General features: G+C 32.9%; 12 protein-coding genes. 10 read left to right on the top strand and 2 right to left on the bottom strand.

The annotated features are described in order from the left end of the window. The first annotated feature begins 70 nt into the window (after positions 1–70). From pth to DG435_RS25210, 10 genes are all read left to right on the top strand, one after another. On the top strand, positions 71–697 hold the full coding sequence (gene pth, locus DG435_RS25260; protein WP_106793609.1) for an aminoacyl-tRNA hydrolase: 627 nt from the start codon (positions 71–73) through the stop codon (positions 695–697). Between the two features lie 162 nt (positions 698–859). Continuing rightward, complete coding sequence (locus DG435_RS25255) at positions 860–1,792, top strand: bifunctional riboflavin kinase/FAD synthetase (protein WP_106793610.1); 933 nt, start codon at positions 860–862, stop codon at positions 1,790–1,792. Further along, positions 1,789–3,114, top strand: coding sequence for an HTTM domain-containing protein (locus DG435_RS25250; RefSeq protein WP_106793611.1), 1,326 nt, complete (start codon positions 1,789–1,791; stop codon positions 3,112–3,114). The genes DG435_RS25255 and DG435_RS25250 overlap by 4 nt, the downstream gene beginning before the upstream one ends. A gap of 212 nt (positions 3,115–3,326) precedes the next feature. Further along, positions 3,327–5,225: a histidine kinase gene (locus DG435_RS25245; RefSeq protein WP_106793612.1), complete on the top strand. Its 1,899-nt coding sequence runs from the start codon at positions 3,327–3,329 to the stop codon at positions 5,223–5,225. Positions 5,226–5,437: 212 nt separating this feature from the next. Then, a complete protein-coding gene (serS, locus tag DG435_RS25235) occupies positions 5,438–6,709 on the top strand; it encodes a serine--tRNA ligase (RefSeq protein ID WP_106793614.1) in 1,272 nt (423 codons plus the stop codon). Between the two features lie 58 nt (positions 6,710–6,767). After that, positions 6,768–8,555 (top strand): tetratricopeptide repeat protein, encoded by a 1,788-nt coding sequence (locus DG435_RS25230; protein ID WP_106793615.1) that lies wholly within the window; start codon positions 6,768–6,770, stop codon positions 8,553–8,555. Between the two features lie 84 nt (positions 8,556–8,639). Further along, a complete protein-coding gene (locus DG435_RS25225) occupies positions 8,640–8,954 on the top strand; it encodes a DUF4286 family protein (protein WP_106793616.1) in 315 nt (104 codons plus the stop codon). Further along, on the top strand, positions 8,947–9,804 hold the full coding sequence (gene rsmA / locus DG435_RS25220) for a 16S rRNA (adenine(1518)-N(6)/adenine(1519)-N(6))-dimethyltransferase RsmA (protein WP_106793617.1): 858 nt from the start codon (positions 8,947–8,949) through the stop codon (positions 9,802–9,804). Before DG435_RS25225 ends, rsmA begins: the two co-directional genes overlap by 8 nt. Positions 9,805–9,895: 91 nt before the next feature. Beyond that, positions 9,896–11,251: a magnesium transporter gene (mgtE, locus tag DG435_RS25215; protein ID WP_106793618.1), complete on the top strand. Its 1,356-nt coding sequence runs from the start codon at positions 9,896–9,898 to the stop codon at positions 11,249–11,251. Between the two features lie 63 nt (positions 11,252–11,314). Next, positions 11,315–11,710: a thioesterase family protein gene (locus DG435_RS25210; protein ID WP_106793619.1), complete on the top strand. Its 396-nt coding sequence runs from the start codon at positions 11,315–11,317 to the stop codon at positions 11,708–11,710. Positions 11,711–12,073: 363 nt separating this feature from the next. Here DG435_RS25210 and DG435_RS25205 read toward each other — a convergent pair whose 3' ends face one another. Together DG435_RS25205 and DG435_RS25200 are read right to left on the bottom strand one after the other, a co-directional pair. Continuing rightward, entirely contained in the window at positions 12,074–12,901 is an 828-nt protein-coding gene (locus tag DG435_RS25205) for a GIN domain-containing protein (protein ID WP_159025655.1), read from the bottom strand. 207 nt (positions 12,902–13,108) lie between these two features. Next, positions 13,109–19,147, bottom strand: a complete 6,039-nt coding sequence (locus DG435_RS25200) for a T9SS type A sorting domain-containing protein (RefSeq protein WP_108840688.1) — start codon at positions 19,145–19,147, stop codon at positions 13,109–13,111. Positions 19,148–19,286 lie beyond the last annotated feature (139 nt).

The following is a 19,286-nucleotide window of genomic DNA, read 5'->3' as shown; positions in this document are numbered from 1 at the left end:
GCAACCCTTCGACTAGCTCAGGGCAGTAAAAAAGGATGCCGCTCCTATCCCTCACGCAAATAAAAACAACATGTTTTCGATAATTAAAAAATTATTTTCTAAACAACCCCATGAAAATCAAGAAGATCTCATGAAAAAATTTCTTGTTGCTGGTCTAGGTAATATTGGCCCAAAATACCACAATACCCGTCATAATATCGGTTTTAAAATTCTGGATGCTTTGGTCAAAGAAGAAAATCTCGCTTTCGAAACCAAAAAACTAGGCGATCTTACTACATACAAATACAAAGGAAGAACCATTATACTTCTCAAACCCAATACCTATATGAACCTTAGCGGAAAAGCAGTTCGATATTGGTTAGAGAAAGAAAAAATACCATTAGAAAACCTTTTGGTTGTAACCGATGACATTAATCTCTCTTTTGGTACTATCCGTCTCAAATCCAAAGGCAGTGCTGGCGGTCATAATGGACTTAAAGACATCGAAGCACAATTACAAACTTCTAAATATTGCAGGTTTAGATTTGGAGTTGGTGATGAATTTGGTAAAGGCAGACAAGTAGATTACGTATTAGGAGAATGGAATCCTGAAGAAGAATCTGCTATAACAGAACGATTAGAAAAAGGAATCGCTTTGATTAAATCTTTTGCCACTGCAGGAACATCTAATACAATGAATACCTTTAACGGAAAATAAAGAAATGTCTCAGAACTATTTTTTATTTTTACAACTGCTTAAAATCTTACTTCTCAAAATGAGCCATAACAACCACAACACCTATCTACCTAGCAATAGACAGGTTATATTATTTATTAACGAATTCTATCTGACAATTGAAATCAAATCAAAAATGAACAGATGAAACGTTATACAAATGCAAATACATATGATAGCCAAACACATTCTGTAGTTACTATAGGTACTTTTGATGGTGTACATATTGGTCACAAAAAAATAATAGAACGCCTGATAGAAAGTGCCAGCAAAAACAATCTGGAGTCGGTTATTCTTACATTTTTTCCACATCCCAGAATGGTACTACAACAGGATTCTGATATTAAGCTCATTAACACTATTGATGAGCGTATCCAGATATTAGAAAAGACAGGACTAGATAATTTGGTTATTCATCCATTTACCAAAGAATTCTCTCGTCTAAGTGCGGGAGAATATGTACAACAAATGCTTGTTGATTGCCTTAAAGCAAAGCATGTTATTATAGGATATGATCATCGGTTTGGACGTAATCGTAATTCTAATATCACAGATCTTGCTTCTTATGGTATACAAAATAATTTTACTGTAGAAGAAATTTCTAAACAAGATCTTGATGATGTTGCGGTAAGTTCTACCAAAATCAGAAAAGCACTATTCGATGGAAATATTACTCAAGCAAATGCATATCTGGGGTATTGCTTTATGCTAACAGGTAAAGTAGTAGAAGGAAAAAAACTTGGACGTAAACTTAACTATCCGACAGCTAATTTACACATCAAAGAAGATTACAAACTAATTCCAAAAAATGGAGTCTATATTGTAAAATCATTTATTGATAGCAAAACCTATTTTGGGATGATGAATATAGGCACAAATCCTACGGTAAATGGCACTCGACAAACTATAGAAACCCATTTCTTTGACACTTCTTTTAATTTATATGACAAAAAGATTCAGATCGAAATGATAAAACGCATTAGAGATGAGAAAAAATTTAATTCTCTAGAGCAATTACAAGATGCTATGCAACAAGATGAAGATTTCTCTCGTGATTTTATAAATTCTTTGGTATGATCAATCGTTGGCTATTCACTCATATAGATAATAGTTCTCTTATTATATTTAGAGTTTTTTTTGGATTCCTGATTGCTTCAGAGGCTATTGGAGCTATTTTTACAGGCTGGGTTAATCGTACCCTTATCGAACCCAAGTTTACTTTTAACTTTATTGGTTTAGACTTTTTACAACCTTTACCAGGTAATGGTATGTATTATTATTTTGCCGTAATGGGGATTTTTGGCCTTTTAGTAATGATTGGTTTTAAATATCGATGGAGCATGATTGGCTATACCATATTATGGGCAGGGGTTTATTTTATGCAAAAAGCATCTTATAACAACCATTACTATCTCTTATTACTACTTTGCATAATAATGTGCACTCTACCTGCAGGAAATTATTTCTCGATAGATGTAAAACAAAACCCATTACTCAAAAAAATTGCGATGCCCAGATGGTGCATATTAGTTATTATTGCTCAACTCTGGATTGTATACACCTATGCATCTGTAGCCAAACTATATCCTGACTGGCTAGATTTTACTGTTGCCAAAAACCTGATGATTGGTAAAGCAAATTATCCTATTGTAGGAAATATTCTTCAGGAACATTGGACACATGTTTTTATTGCATATTATGGTATTTTATTCGACTTATTGATTGTCCCCTTACTACTGTGGAGGAGAACTCGACTAGCCGCTTTTTGTTTTAGTGTATTTTTCCATATTTTTAATTCTATTGTTTTTCAAATAGGGATATTTCCATATTTATCATTAGCATTTACCGTCTTTTTCTTTACAAGAGAAAGAATACATCATCTGTTTATGAGAAAGAAGGAATTTTATAATGCAGGAGAAGTAATTATTCCTTCATACCGTAAATTTCTGCTTCCTGTACTAACAGTATGGTTTATTATACAAATCTTGCTTCCTATTCGCCACTGGATTATCCCAGGAGATGTATTATGGACAGAAGAAGGTCATAGAATGAGTTGGCGTATGATGCTAAGAGGTCGATATGGTACTACTAATTTCTATTTTGTAGATAAAAATGATCCTAAAGCACTACAAAAATTAATTAACAAAAATGATTATCTCTCCAAAAAACAATTACGGTTAGTATCATCAAAACCAGATGCTATGTGGCAATTTGCACAAAAAATCAAAGCAGAATATGCCATAAAAGAAAAAGATATTGCCATCTATGTCCATAGTAAAGTATCTATTAATGGCAAAAAATACCAAACACTTATCGATCCAAAAGTTGATCTGGCCAGTGCTTCATGGAATTACTTTACTACAAATCCATGGATTCTCAAGTATGAAGAAAAAGAGTAAAATAATCTTATGGTTTATGACATAAAAAAAAGCAAGAGTGTTCTTTTTTATGATAAAGCAAGCTAAAATTAAGTTATTTTTCGACACCTATAGTATTTGATTGTAAAACCTTATGTAGTTTTGCATAGTTTAAAATCAAGGAAATACGGTTTTAACTCGAAATTATATACTCTAATTTGTGTACTTAATTTCGACTCACAAAAATTATTACAATGCATTCATATTTAATAAAGGGAATTTGTAGCATTCTTCTGTTGTTTTTCTTTTCTGTACATAGTCAAAACAACAGACAGAATACTAATTATACATTTTTTGGTATTATTCCTAACACTGTAGATGCGCAATTATATCGCCAGCTTAAAAACAGTCCGGATGTTATTACGCGCCTACAATTAATTGAAAAAATAGCTCAAATACACCTGCAAGCAGGCAATACCGATTCTATAACGTATTATGGAGATCTTTTAAAAACCACAACGTTAAAAGAAAATATTACCAATAAATCATTATACCTTTCTATAGCAAACAATATTATCGGGCACGGAAAACTTAAAAACGGCCTCTATGATGCAGCGATGAAACATTTTATCGAAGGCATTACTAACTCTCCTATTCCCGAAATGCAAACGATGTATTATAAACACCAACTCGGGTTGGGTGCTGTATATCTGGAACAAAAAAAATATGACCTAGCACTCCCCATTATTGAATCTTGCATTACAGAGTCTAAGAACAAGGAAACCATAATACTGGCCGGGAAGTTTTTAGGAGATATTTATTTTCATAAAAACAATATTGAAAAAGCAAAATCTTATTACTTTTCTGTTTTAGAGGATCTCCCTGATACTCCAAATAAAATATCGATAGAGGTTCGATTAAAACTTGGGCGACTCGAACTTTTTAATGACCGAACCATCAAAGCGATGGAATATTTTATGCCTGCAAAAGAGCAAGCTCAAGAAAATCATTTCTATGATCTATATATAGAAGCCGTATATCAAATAGGTCGGGTATATTATAAATTAGAAGATTACGATTCTGCAGAAATGATATTAAATTCTGCATATGTAAATGCCGTACAATGGAACAGGCTAGAATTGCAAAAAAAAGTTATCCATATGCTAAAGGGTCTGTATGCAAATCGCGGAAATTATAAAAATGCATATGCATTAATGACCCAATACGTAGATGTTTCTAACCGAATCACTACAAAACAAAATAAAAAAATTGTAAAAGAATTAGAGGTTAAATATCAGACGCTTCAAAAAGAAAAAGAGATCTTATCACTTAAAGAAGAACGGTTATTAAAAGAAAGTGAACTTAAAAGACAACGAACTATCAAAAAAGCATTTTTGATCGGTTTTCTTGCTGTACTATTACCAGTAATCGGTTTGCTATTTATGTATTTTCAGAAATTAAAGACTCAAATAGCGCTCAACAAGTCTCAGGAAGAAGTAAATACTCAAAAAGTATATGGATTGATGAAAGATCAGGAATTAAACCTGATCAAAGCTACAATGGACGGGCAAGATAAAGAAAGGCAACGCCTTGCACGAGAGTTACATGATAGTGTTGGTGGTAATCTAGCAAGTATAAAATTGCAACTTTCTAACTCTGGTAAAACCGATGATCAAGAAGCAAATATTATTAAACAAGTCGATGAGACCTATAATCAGGTAAGAGATTTTTCTCACAATCTTATCCCGAAAAAGTTTCAAAAAAATCCGATTACCTCATTGATAAAAGAATATATCAATAATGTGATCAATGGTAGCGGTCAGCAAATATCATTTCACCCATATCCCAAAAATCAGATTAACCAAATTAGTCCGACTCTTACAGAAGAACTATTTAAGATCATACAAGAACTATTAACTAATTGTCTTAAACATGCTAAAGCCAAAAATATCGATATCTATCTTAATCATCACGATGATTCGATACAACTACTTTTTGAAGATGATGGTGTAGGTTTCGAGAGTGGAAAAGCAGTTGATGGAATTGGGTTTAAAAACATAAAAACTCGTTTGAGTACTTTATCCGGAGATATGTTTATAGACTCTGTAATTCAAAGAGGTACGGTCATCAATATAGAAGTCCCAATTGCATAAATTTTTATATTCTTAAATAGGTTTGAATAAATTTCTTAAAATTCACTATAGAACTACAATCTAAAACCTCACTTTTCTTTAAATTTGCTCCTTCATTGCGATAGGGATAGTAGTGGCATCCTTTTTCTTGATCATTAATACCCATAGATAAGCTTAGGGTAGCCAAGAAAAAGATATAACGAATAGCCCGGAAATCGCCCAAAAAAGATATCATGTTAATAGTACAAAACATCATAGCAAACAAAGAAGCGTATATAAAAGCTTTGACAAAAAGGAATTTTGACGCCGCTGCTGTTTTAGAAGAAATTATTGGCTTGGATGAAAGTCGACGTGCCACACAGACTAAATTAGACAATACTCTGGCCGACTCTAATAAATTCTCTAAAGAAATAGGGATGCTATTTAAAAATGGTGAGCAGCAAAAAGCAAACCTATTAAAAGAGAAAACTGCACAACTAAAAGATAGCTCTAAGCAATTATCAACAGAACTTACTGATATCCAAGAGAAATTAATCCAGTTGTTGTACACCATCCCAAATGTCCCTCACGATTCTGTTCCTAATGGTCAAAGTGATGAAGACAACGAAGAGATTTTTCGTGAAGGTGATATTCCTGTTTTAGAAGAAGGTGCGTTACCACATTGGGAGCTTGCCAAAAAATATGACATTATTGATTTTGAATTGGGTGTAAAAATAACAGGAGCTGGTTTCCCTGTGTATAAAGGTAAAGGTGCTCGATTACAACGTGCTTTGATTAGCTATTTTTTGGATAAAAATACTGATGCCGGATATAAAGAATTTCAGGTACCTCATCTGGTTAATGAAGCATCAGGATATGGTACAGGACAATTACCCGATAAAGAAGGGCAAATGTATCATGTAACCGGGGACGATCTATACCTTATCCCTACTGCAGAGGTCCCTGTGACCAACATGTTTAGAGATGAGTTATTACAAGAAAGTGATCTTCCTATTTGCTGTACGGGATATACTCCATGTTTTAGACGTGAGGCAGGTTCTTATGGTGCACATGTGCGTGGTTTAAATCGTTTGCATCAATTTGATAAAGTAGAAATTGTGCGTATCGAAAAACCAGAAAACTCGTATGATGCTCTTGATGGGATGGTAGATCATATAAAAAGTATCCTTAACGATTTACAATTACCGTATCGTATACTACGCCTTTGTGGTGGAGATATTGGATTTACTTCTGCTCTAACATTTGATTTCGAAGTTTTCTCTACAGCACAAGATCGTTGGTTAGAAATTAGTTCTGTATCTAACTTTGAATCTTATCAAGCTAATCGCTTAAAATTAAGGTTTAAAGATGCAAATGGAAAAAATCAATTGGCACATACGCTTAATGGAAGCTCATTGGCATTACCCAGAGTACTTGCAGGTATATTAGAAAATTACCAAACTCCAAAAGGTATCAAAATCCCCGAAGTACTAGTTCCTTACTGTGGATTTGAATATATAGATTAAGGGATCCATAACATATTACTAAAGCGCATTTTGCTATCTTTACAAAAAAACTTGCAAAATGCGCTTTATCTTTTTCTATATTACCCTGTTGTTTACTTTTTCGACGATTGCGCAGTCGGAGCAGTTAGCAAAAAACTATATCCAGCAGGGACAATACGAAAAAGCACTTTCTGTCTACAAAAAATTATATACCAAAAACCCAAACCGAATTAATTATTTATTAGGGTTAGTCGAATCTCATCAACAATTAGAACATTTTGATAAAGCAGAGGGCATTCTAAAAAAGCGAATTGAGAAAGTGCCAAATAATGCTCAAATTCTGGTCGAATTAGGACACCATTATGATCTGCAAGGTAAAACAGAGCAAGCTCGTACTTACTATGATAAAGCCATAGAAACCTATAATAACAATAATGCAAATCATGCCTATTCACTTGCTCAAACTTTTGAAAAATATAGTTTATTAGATGAAGCAGCTTTAATTTATGAAAAAGGGATGAAGCACAATCCCAGAGCAAATTTTAATGTACAGTTAGCCAAAATTTATGGAGAACAGGGGAAACTAGAAAAAATGTTCGATAGCTATTTGGCATTATTGCGATTGCAGCCTAATTATATAAATATTGTACAACGAAATTTTAGTGACTACATAACAGATAGTCCAACGGGTGAGGCAAATGTTATATTTAGAAAGTTATTGATTAAAAAACTCCAGCGGAATCCCGATATCTTATATAATGAAATGCTAAGCTGGCTTTTTGTACAACAAAAGGAATTTAAAAAAGCATTTATACAAGAAAAAGCAATATATAAGCGTAAACAAGAAAGCCCTGAAGGGATTATAGATCTTGCTAGAATTGCTATTTCGGAAAAAGATATTAAGTCTGCTGTAGAAATTCTAAATTATATTTTAGAAACACCGGCTTCAAAAGATATGAAGCTTACGGCTCATAAAATTATCCTGAAGGCAAAAGTAGATAATGCCTCCAAAAAAGAGCATAAAACTATTATAGAACAATATAATACCGTATTCAAGGAATATGGAAAAGCCAGAGAAACTATAGGATTACAAATTGATTATTCGCATTTTCTAGCATTTAATCAGGATAAAAAACAGGAGGCTATTCGTTTTTTAAAAGATATACTAGATAGAGAACCACTATCAAGATTTCAATCTTCTAGAATAAAAATGAAAATTGCAGATATCCTGGTATTGGATCAAAAATTTAATCAGGCATTAATTTATTATACCCAGGTACAAAATGCTTTAAAAAATAATTTCTTAGCCCAAGATGCTAGGTTTAAAGTAGCAAAAACCAGTTATTACAAAGGGGATTTTGCCTGGGCACAAACGCAACTCGATGTACTAAAGTCTTCTACCTCTCAATTGATTGCTAATGATGCTATGGAGTTAAGTCTAATTATCAGTGATAATTCTCTTGAGGATTCTACTCAAACTGCTTTAAAGATTTTTGCAAAGGCCGATCTATTGGCTTTTCAGAATAAAAATCAGGATGCAATTACTATGCATGAAATTATCTTAACTCAACATAAAGGTGAAAAAATTGAGGATGAAGCTTTTTTACGACAGGCAAAATTATTTGAAAAAGAAAAGCAATTCGAAAAAGCTAAAATCAACTATCTAAAAATTATTGAATTTTACAATGATGATATCCTCGTTGATGATGCTTATTACTGGTTAGCCGAGCTCTATGTGAATGAGCTAGGAGAGCCCGAAAAAGCTAAAGAATTATATGAAAAGATAATTTTTAATCACGCTGATAGTATTTATTTTGTAGATGCACGAAAAAAATACAGAACCCTACGAGGAGATGCCATAAATTAAATCACCTGTAAACCTTTGCTTCTTTGTAACTTTACGCCTTTGTAATTATACTAAATACTATTTCCCAAAACATTAACAACTAACATGTACATATATAACGTTACCATAAATATAGAAGAAACTATCCATGACGAATGGTTAGATTGGATGAAAGAGGAACATATACCTGATATGCTTTCTACAGGAAAGTTTAGTAAAGCATTAATGACTAAAGTAATGGTAGAAGAAGAGATGGGAGGTGTCACTTATTCTGTACAATACACGACCAACAACAAAGAAACTTTACAAAAATACTATGATGAGGATGCAGATCGTCTTAGGTCAAAATCTAATCGTTTTACTGGTAAATTTGTAGCGTTTAGAACCGAGTTAGAAATTGTAAGTGAACGGAATGGGTAAATCAAAAAAAAACAAAAAATACAGTTCTAACCCCAAATCTTCTTTCGAAAAAACCGCTGTAAAGGCAAAAAAGCATCTGGGACAACATTTTCTAAAGGATGAAAATATTGCTAAAAAGATTGGTGACACCCTTACCTTGCAAGGCTACAAAAATGTTGTTGAAATTGGTCCGGGAATGGGAGTTCTCACCAAGTATATTCTTCAAAAAGATATTGATGTTATAGCTATGGATCTAGACAGGGAGTCTATCGAATATCTCAACACTAATTTTCATCTCGAACATACAGAGGCATTAAGAGGGAATACTACTTTTAGAGTAATAGAGGCCGATTTTCTAAAGTTTGATCTAAATCTATTATTTACCAAAGAACAATTTGCAATAACAGGTAACTTTCCTTACAATATTTCTACTCAAATTGTTTTCAAAACATTAGAAAACAAAGATCGTATTCCTGAATTTACCGGGATGTTTCAAAAAGAAGTTGCCCAGCGTATTTGTGAAAAAGCGGGTAGTAAAGCCTACGGTATTCTTTCGGTGCTTACACAAGCCTTTTACGATGCCGAATACCTATTTACTGTTCCTCCTGATGTTTTTAACCCTCCTCCCAAAGTAGATAGTGGAGTATTGCGATTGATTAGAAAAAATGAATATTCTCTGCCTTGTGATGAAAAATTATTTTTCAGAGTCGTAAAGACTTCGTTTGGGCAACGTCGTAAAACCTTAAGAAATAGTCTTAAAACTTTTGAATTGAATGATGAGATCAAAACATTAGAAATTCTGACTAAACGTCCCGAACAATTGTCTGTTGATCAATTTATAAAATTGACATTATTAATTGAAAAACAATAGGTTAAGTGATTTAACACACTCATAAAGTCCAATTAAATTCTTTGGTTATCTTTGTGGGCGTTTGTGAAGGGGATCACTAAATACTGAGTATATGCAATTTAAAGTTTCTAATGAGTTAATCGAACAGGTACGACACCTCATCCGTGAAGAAGGTGATACTCGTCTGCGCGAAATGCTTAGTGAAATTCATTTTGCTGATGTTGCAGAAATTATTAGTGAACTTGGCTTATCTGAAGCTACCTACCTTATTAAATTATTAGATAGCGAAAAAACATCTGAAGCTCTTATGGAGCTCGAAGAAGATTTTCGTGAACGTATTCTTGAAAACCTTTCTGCAAAAGAGATTGCAGAAGAGTTAGAAGAAATGGATACTGATGATGCTGCTGATATTGTTGCCGAGCTTCCTGATGATCGTGCAGAAAAAGTAATTGCAGAGATAGAGGATGAAAAACGTGCAGAGGATATTAAAGAGCTTCTCACCTATGATGAAGATACTGCAGGTGGACTAATGGCCAAAGAGCTCGTAATGGTAAAAGAAACCTGGACCGTAGCTGGTTGTGTTAGAGAAATGCGGCGACAGGCAGAAAATGTTACTCGGGTACATTCTATTTACGTTGTAGATAAAGATGAAAAGTTAAAAGGCAGACTATCTCTTAAGGATTTACTTACTGCCTCTGCAAAAACTCATATTAGCGAAGTATATATTCCAAAAGTAGATTCTGTAGATGTAGATACCGAAGGAGAAGAAGTAGCTCGTATTATGCAAAAATATGATCTTGAAGCTATCCCTGTGGTAGACAAAGAAAATGTATTGGTTGGTCGAGTAACTATAGATGATATTGTAGATTTTATTAAGGATGAGGCTGAGAAAGATTATCAATTAGCTGCAGGTATTTCTCAAGATGTAGAAGCAGATGATAATGTATGGGAACTTACCAGAGCACGGTTACCCTGGTTGATTTTAGGCCTTTTTGGAGGATTAGGAAGTGTATTCATCATGCAGGGCTTTGAAGGTGTAATGACCAATCCAAGAATTAGAGATCTATTTTTCTACACACCACTAATTGCTGCGATGGCAGGAAACGTAGGTGTGCAATCTTCTGCAATTATAGTACAGGGATTGGCAAATAATGTAGTAAAAGGAAGCTTGCTAAATCGACTACTGAAAGAAGTAAGTCTTAGCTTAATTAATGGTGCTGCATTGGCGCTGCTTATTATTCTTTTTGGTTTTATTATGAAGTATGAAATCTCATTTAGCTTAACAATAGCAGCAGCACTTATGAGTGTTATTATCGTAGCGGCACTTATCGGTACTTTTGTACCAATTATTCTTGATAAAAGAGGTATTGATCCTGCAATTGCCACAGGTCCTTTTATTACAACCAGTAATGATATTTTCGGGATTTTCTTATTCTTTTATATCGCAAAACTAATTTTAGGGTTTTAGATCACAAATTCTCTCTCAAATTTTAAAATAGTTGTACTTTTAATCTATTCAACTCTCCTATTCATGAAATCCGAAATCTTTGAATTCCGTTTTACAGTTCCGAAATCAGCAATAGATGATATGGATCATGTAAATAATGTAGTGTATCTACAATGGGTACAAGATGTTGCCAAAAAACATTGGGAATCCAGAACCAATGAGAATATTAGGAATACATACGTTTGGGTAGTTCTTAATCATTATATAGAATATCATAATCCTGCTTTTGAAAATGATGAAATCACACTACAAACCTGGATTGATAATTATAGAGGTGTTAGGAGTGAACGTCATACTAAAATTATAAACACAACTACTCAAAAAGTATTAGTTTCTGCCAAGACAAGCTGGTGTTTTTTACATAAGAAAACACTAAGGCCTGCAAGAATCCCAGATGAAATTACTTCTTTGTTTCTTTAAATACTGAAGAAGAGGCATATGTATTGTTTTTAAAAAAGAAAAGCATCAATAATACTGCAGAAATAGAACGTGAGTTCGATGTAACAAAATTTACGTCAGTCAGAGTGATTTTCGATAGAAAATTGCACTTCGACCAAACTCAGCAGAACTATCGAAGGCAAGTAAATTTACGTCAAAAGCCTAATTTCGATACAATTTTTCTCCATTTCATTATGAAAAACCACTCAATTTGACGGTTTTCAAAATTAAAGCCTTACATCGAGCTCAGGTTATAAGCAAAAGAGGATGTCTGATAAATCAAACACCCTCCCACGCCAAGTCAAGTTATAGTTGGTAATAAAAAATAATTTAATGCAGTGTTAATTACTTTTTTATGATTTTAGTCCGATCAGTAAGGGTTTTAACATCTAATTCGGGATTACCATATACATACACTATACTTTTTCCTTGCGCATAAAGCTCTAAATTTCTTTTAGCGTATACATATGCATCTGCAGAGTTATAAGTGTTTAAATCTGTAGAAGAAGTTTTCATTTTCTTGGCTTTAAGTTTTGATGAATCTTTAACATCAAAAGAAGCATAATCTGCATCTCCATCCATATTTAATTCGGTAGCTTTGGTCATGGCAACTTGTATTTTATCTGTAACTACATAGGTTTTAAGATCTGTTTTGCCATTCATAGTAATTGTAGTATTTTCTGATTTGATTTTAATTTTCCCTCTCACTTTATCGTATAATGTAACTCTAACATCATCTGCCTTTACGTTCAAATCCAAATAACTCGAACCATATCCACTGATATACATTTTTTCTGAAATCAATTTTTTGTCACTTTTTACTTCAGCATTATTTTTAAGTATAATATGCTCTATTTCTTTTACATTCAAACTAATTTCTAGCTTTCTGCTCCTCACAATTCTATTAGTGGTATATACTTTTAGTATACTATCTTCTATTTTAAACTGAATAATATCGATTAGGTTTTCATCGGTTTTTAGATAATACCCGCTTTGATCGCTTTGATTTAAAATTACTTTTAATTCATCATCAATTTCGACAGTATTAAATGTTTCAGGAATATTTTTGGTGATTTCATTTATAATTCTATTTCCTTTAATCTTTGGTTTTTTTTGTGCAAAAATGGATATACTAAAGGATAACAAAGCAACTATAAGCATTGATTTTTTCATTCTAAGGGCCATTTATTATGTGTTTAAGTGTCTTTATAATTAAGACACCGTTTTTTTAGAAAGTCACATTTGGATTCTTTAAGCTGTCTCTTACTAAGGCTATATATCATCATACTTTTAATTCTTATTTCTTTATTCTTTAACATTGAGCCTTTCGAATAAGTTTAGGCCAGTTAAGTTGAAATGATAGCAATGAAGGTTTTCGCTTTATTGTTTTACAATTTTAAACGTAGCTCCATGATCAATCGACACAAAGTAAATACCATGTGGTAATTGTTCCATAGGTAATGTCACTTGTCCCGAAGTAATAATATACGTTCCCGAAGAAACCTGAACCCCTAAAGCATTATACATCGACACATTTATGGTTTGTAATTGGGTGCCGGGAAGGGTAAGCGTAACATCTCCCTTCGTTGGGTTGGGTGTAATACTTACCTGATCAAACAAGCTAACTATGGTAGATAATTTGCCTTCGCAATCTATGTTTGAAGACACTTCTAACTCATCTCCATGTTGTACCTCTAGAATGAAGTTCTTAACTGTATACTCTCCTACTATTTCGTTATTGATTTTTACAGTATATGGTGCAGTACCTGTGGTTACTTCAACATTTACTTTTGTAGTTCCTGCTTCTGCAAGTAGCTTTGTTTTCCCTGTTAAGCTCTCTGCCTCTTCAATAACCATTTCAAAACATTGTTCACAACTAGTAAAGCCTTCTATGGTAATACATAGAGGATATGTTCCTGGAGGTAGATTGTTTATGGTTACTTCTGAAGTAAAATTATAATCCTGCCCATTAATTGTAGTTCTATAATCCAGTACTGTTTCTGCGCTAATAGCAATGGTACCATTATTTTTATCAGCACATGTTTCACTGGTAGTTGTAATGGTAAAATTATTGGCTGATACATTGTTTAATGGACAATTATCAACTATTTCGACAGTTCTGATTACTTCTTCTGCCATATTACCTGCATTGTCTGTGGCATTGTATCGAATGGTGTATATGCCAACTACATCTACAAAATCAGAAATATCAATTACCAAATTAGTTACGCCAGCATCAACAGTAGCTCCTAACTCGGTATATCCCGAACCAAGTTCAATTATTTGAGGGTTATCACCAAGTAGAGTGATTATGGGAGTTATACAATCTTCACTAAAACCAGCAGTATCATCTTTATCCCAGGTTGCTAAATATCCTGCAGATGCATCGTCTACCTCAATACAGGTTAGATCAGAGTTGCCAGTAGCTGCAAAATTTGTAATTAAGGCATTGTTTCCATTTCTTACATCTAAAGATGCCAATAGGTTTTGATGCACAAGAAGTTCTTCTAGTTGTATACATGCAGTTACATCTAATGTCGTTAACGCATTTTTACCTATTCTTAGTTTTTTTAAGTTTGGATTATTATCAACCTGTAAATTGGCTAAGATGTTACCTCTCAATTCTACTTCTTCTAATACTGTATAGCCAGTTAAGTCTAAGGAAATGAAATTATTTTCTGCGGCATCCAAAATTTTTAAATTGGTATTACTACTTAAATCTAACGACGTAAGTTCATTATAATCACAGTTCAATGATTCTAATGCCTTAAAATCCTCAATTCCTGTAAGGTCAGCGATATCCTGGTGTTCAATATTTAATGTAGTGACTATTTCTATTTTTGAAGTTGCTACCTGATTATCATTAGCTATTCCATTCCCCATACTTAAAGCGTTTCCAATAGTAACTGTATTACCACTGGCATCATGGGTTTCTAGATAGTTTTCGAAATTATCATCGGGTACATTGGTTAACTCACAATAATGTGCATAATTGGCTGTAGCATCTTTAGTCCAGAGATTAAAATTTCCGTTTACATCATCTACTTGAATACAGGTTAAATCTGGATTTCCAGAAGCATCAAACCAGGTAAAATTGGTATTATTTCCATTAGCAACATTTAAAGAAGTTAATTTGTTATTTGCAATTAATACCTGAACTAGATTTGGATACGATGATACATCTAATGTAGTAAACTCATTATCATTTAATATAAGTACTCTTATTAAAGGGTTGTTAGATACATCAATGGTATTAATCCCTGTATCTGAAACATTGAAGGTGGTTAATTCTGCCAGTGTAGAAATATCCACAGTTCCTAACGCAGAATTACCATTAATATACACCTCTTGTAGTAATACATTAGTATTTACATCAAGTGCTGTTAATGAATTATCTACTAAGTTTACATGTGTTAACTTCGTGTTATTACTTATATCAACAGTTTCGACATTTGATCTACGACAAAGAAATATTTCTAACGATTCGAAATCTTCAATCCCAGTAAGATCTACAATGTCTTTATCTTGGATTATTAGTACTGTTTCCGCAGCTATTAATTCTGTATATACATAATTATCATTGGCTATTCCGTTACCAAAGCCTCTGCCTTCTAATAAGGCTTCGAAATTATCATTTGGCACATACGTTAGCTCACAATATTCAGCAAAACTTGCTGTAGCATCTTTATTCCAACTACCTAAATATACAGCAGTAGGGTCATCTACTTGGATACAGGATACATTAGGGTTACCTGTTGCGTAAATTTCATCAATACCACTTGTATTTCCGCTTTTGAAATTTAAAAAGGTTAACGCATTATTGTTTTGACATTCTATATAATACAAATCAGGACTATTGCTAAAATCTAATTTTGTTATCGAAGTATTATTGGCGTATACTTCAATTAGTTTAGTGTTATTAGTTAAATCTAAAGAAGTTAATGAGGTGTTATTATCTACCCCTATATCCTCAAGATTCAAATTGCTGGATACATCTAAAGAAGTAAGTGTTGGTGTATTTTCGATAAACAAATCGGTTAGATTGATAAGCGTACTAACATCTATTGTAGTAAACTGATTCTCTCCACAACTAAGATTTTCTATTAATACATTATTTTGAACATCTAGATTGGTTAAATCATTATCTACACAACTTAAATATCTTAGTACAGTATTAGCACTGATATCTAGTGATATCAAATTATTACCTTGAATACGTAAATCTCGTAAACCCTTGTTTGCACCTACATCAATAGCAGAAAGTTGGTTGTTGATTATACGTAAGTTTTCTAATGATACATTAGAACTAACATCTATACTTGAAAGTTGATTCGTATTTAGTTCCAGTGTTTTAAGAGCGGTTAATCCTGAAACATCCATTGTGGTAAGTCCCATATTTGAACAAGCAGCTACAATTAAATTTATATTAGCAGTTAAATCTAGGTTGGAAACCGTATTTCCAAAAGCTCTTAGTTCTTCTAGACCAATAAATGCTTCTAATCCTGTAAGATCTGTAATACCTTGATTAGAGATATTTAAGTTCTTTATGTTTAGAATTTGCTCGGTTCCTACATAATCATCATTCGCAATCCCATTACCCATACTGGTTGGGTTTCCAAGAGTTACTAATCCTCCTATTGAATCATGTGTTTCTAGGTAAGTTTCAAAGTTATCATCGGGCACATAGGTCGTATTACAAAAAGTACTGAAACTAGTTTGTACATCTTTTTTCGTAAAAGTGGTAGTAGCATAGGTTGGGTCATCTACAGCAACACAGGTAAGTCCTGGATTATTGGTGATATCAAAATCTCGATGGTCTAAATTTGTATTATTTCCATTTCTAATATTCAGATAGGTTAACTGATTTGAAAAACAAGATAGATCTTCTAAGGCCGTGTTTTTTGATACATCTAAACTTGCAATTTGATTATATTCTACATAGAGTTCGATTAATTTTACATTCTTGCTTACATCTAGGCTTGTTAGCAAATTATCGTAAACTTGTAAATATTGTAATTCTGGGTTTCGAGAAACATCCAGGCTTGTGAGTTGGCTTTCTACACAATCTAAGCTTTCTAAAACAGTATTTTGTGTGACATCCAAACTGCCTAATGGGTTCGTATAACAATATAAGTTTTTTAATGCCGTGTTTTTAGTAACATCCAATCCATTAAGCTGATTTTGACTACAACCTAATGTTATTAAAGCAATATTCTGAGAAACATCTAGGCTTGTAAGACTATTTCTTGCTACATGCAATTCTGTTAAAAGCGTGTTTTTAGATACATCAAGATCTGTAAGGCTATTTCTACTTATATTTAATGTTAGTAATGCGAGATTTTCTGAAACATCGATACTGGAGAGCCCATTATTGTAACAATTTAAATCTTGTAAAGCCACAAAATCTTCAATACCAGTTAAGTCGGCAATACCCCGATCAGTAATATTCAAAGAGGTAATGTTAGCAATTCTTGAAGTATATACCGTATTATCGTTAGCAATTCCGTTCCCCATGCTATTAGCATCTCCTAGGAGAACTGTATTTCCGGTGGCATCATGGGTTTCTAGGTAATTTTCAAAATTATCATCGGGCACATTGGTTTCGCTACAATCGAGACTAAAAACTGTAGTAGCATCTTTATCCCAACTACTTAAATAACTAGCAATTGGGTCATCAACTTGAATACAGTTTAGGGTTATATCATTTAATCTAGCATCAAAGTTAGTGATGTTAGCATTATTTCCATTTTGGATATTTATGCTGCTTAAATCACTCTCCCTAGCTGAAAAACTTGTTAAAGCTGCATTACTAGAAAGATCTACATCAAAACCAGACATATTATTCATTGTTAATACTTCTAGCAATGTATTAGCTGATAAATCGATACTTCTTAAACCAGTATCACTACAATTTAAAATCTCTAAATTGGTTAAAGCACTAAAATCTGCAATGTCTAAATTATAATTCTTAGAAAAATCTAATATTTCTAGCGTAGTAAAATCTGTAATATCAAGTACCGTTAGTTTATTATTACTTGCATTAAGTTCTGTAATTACAGTGTTTTCTCCTATCGTTAAGGTTGTACAATTTGCATCATTTACAATTAACTTTTCTAAGTTAAGATTAGCCGAAACGTCTATAATTGAAACAAATACGTTATGACAATACAACTCTTTTAGGTTTGGTTGATTAGAAAGATCTAAGTCATTGAAATCGTTATTAGAACAATTAAGTATTTCTAACGCTGTAAAATCTTCAATCCCAGTTAAATCCCCAACAGAGAAAAAAGAAATATTTAACGATGTAACTGTTGCAATTCTTGAAGTAAGCACATAGCCATCATCTACTTTACCATTTCCTAAACTAGAAGGGTTACCCACTGCCACTACATTTCCATTGGCATCATGATTTTCTAAATAGTACTCAAAATTAATATCCGGTACGCTAGTTACACTACAATCTAGATTAAAAGTCGTTGTACTATCCTTTTGCCAAGTGCTTAAATAACTAGCCGTAGGATCATCTACCTGAATACAACTAAATTGATTGAATCTCACATCAAATGAAGTAATATTGGAATTGTTTCCATTTTTTATATTTAGGCTGGTTAAATCGCTACTTTGAGCTGATAAACTAGTTAGTACTATATTATTAGAAAGATCTACGTCAAAACCAGATACAAAATCAATCTTTAGAGTTTCTAATAATGTATTACTGGATACATCTAAACTTCTTAAATCGGTGTTATTACAATTTAGGTGTACTAAATCGGTTGATGCACTAAAATCTGTAATTCTCAAATTGTAATTAGTATCACAATTTAAATCTGTTAAACTAGACAAATTACTTATATCTAAGTTCGTTAAATTATTATTCGACACATCTATTTTCTCTAAAGTACTGATGTTTCCAAGGTTTAAAGAAGTTGCTCCAGAACTCGCTAGGTTTAAGGTTTTCAACTTGATATTACTACTTACATCTACTGCAGTATAAAAATTGCCTGAAGCATCCAGCACTTCTAAATTTATATTGGCAGTAACATTTATACCGCTCATTCCATTAGATGCACAATACAGTTCTTTTAAATTGATATTGTTGGAAAGGTCGAAATTACCAACACCATTAGTAGAAAAGTTTAGTATTTCTAAAGCCGTAAAGTCCTCAATCCCTGTAATATCTGAAATCATTTTAGAAGAGATATCTAAAGAAGTAACCATAACAATTCTTGAAGTTGTTACTTGATTATCACCAGCAATTCCATTACCCATACTTGAAGCATCTCCAACAAAAACGGTATTACCATTTGCATCGTGAGTCTCTAGATAGCTCTCAAAATTATCATCAGGCACGTTGGTTTCTTGACCATACAGGAAACCATTAAGGCATACTAAAAAAACAAGGAGTAGTTTTTTAATCATACAAGGGGCTTTAAAAAATTACTATAGATTGTTCAGACTATGAGCATTCATTATTCTTGTGCAATGATACTATAATTCGCTGGTTTTAAGATAATTTTAACGGTGGCAAAAAGTGGCAATCCCTGGTTTTTAAGCAAAT

This window comes from Aquimarina sp. Aq78 (assembly GCF_900299525.1).
Lineage (GTDB): Bacteria > Bacteroidota > Bacteroidia > Flavobacteriales > Flavobacteriaceae > Aquimarina.
The sequence above is the reverse complement of the archived record's forward strand: the minus strand, read 5'-3'. Positions and strand labels throughout refer to the sequence as shown.

What these genes read in the sequence shown, in the direction of transcription:
- DG435_RS25250 (WP_106793611.1), top strand. Translation starts at nt 1,789, where the DNA reads ATGATCAATCGTTGGCTATTCACTCATATAGATAATAGTTCTCTTATT.
- DG435_RS25210 (WP_106793619.1), top strand. Translation starts at nt 11,315, where the DNA reads ATGAAATCCGAAATCTTTGAATTCCGTTTTACAGTTCCGAAATCAGCA.
- DG435_RS25255 (WP_106793610.1), top strand. Translation starts at nt 860, where the DNA reads ATGAAACGTTATACAAATGCAAATACATATGATAGCCAAACACATTCT.
- DG435_RS25205 (WP_159025655.1), bottom strand. Translation starts at nt 12,901, where the DNA reads ATGAAAAAATCAATGCTTATAGTTGCTTTGTTATCCTTTAGTATATCC.
- DG435_RS25230 (WP_106793615.1), top strand. Translation starts at nt 6,768, where the DNA reads ATGCGCTTTATCTTTTTCTATATTACCCTGTTGTTTACTTTTTCGACG.
- serS (WP_106793614.1), top strand. Translation starts at nt 5,438, where the DNA reads ATGTTAATAGTACAAAACATCATAGCAAACAAAGAAGCGTATATAAAA.
- rsmA (WP_106793617.1), top strand. Translation starts at nt 8,947, where the DNA reads ATGGGTAAATCAAAAAAAAACAAAAAATACAGTTCTAACCCCAAATCT.
- DG435_RS25225 (WP_106793616.1), top strand. Translation starts at nt 8,640, where the DNA reads ATGTACATATATAACGTTACCATAAATATAGAAGAAACTATCCATGAC.
- DG435_RS25200 (WP_108840688.1), bottom strand. Translation starts at nt 19,147, where the DNA reads ATGATTAAAAAACTACTCCTTGTTTTTTTAGTATGCCTTAATGGTTTC.
- pth (WP_106793609.1), top strand. Translation starts at nt 71, where the DNA reads ATGTTTTCGATAATTAAAAAATTATTTTCTAAACAACCCCATGAAAAT.
- mgtE (WP_106793618.1), top strand. Translation starts at nt 9,896, where the DNA reads ATGCAATTTAAAGTTTCTAATGAGTTAATCGAACAGGTACGACACCTC.
- DG435_RS25245 (WP_106793612.1), top strand. Translation starts at nt 3,327, where the DNA reads ATGCATTCATATTTAATAAAGGGAATTTGTAGCATTCTTCTGTTGTTT.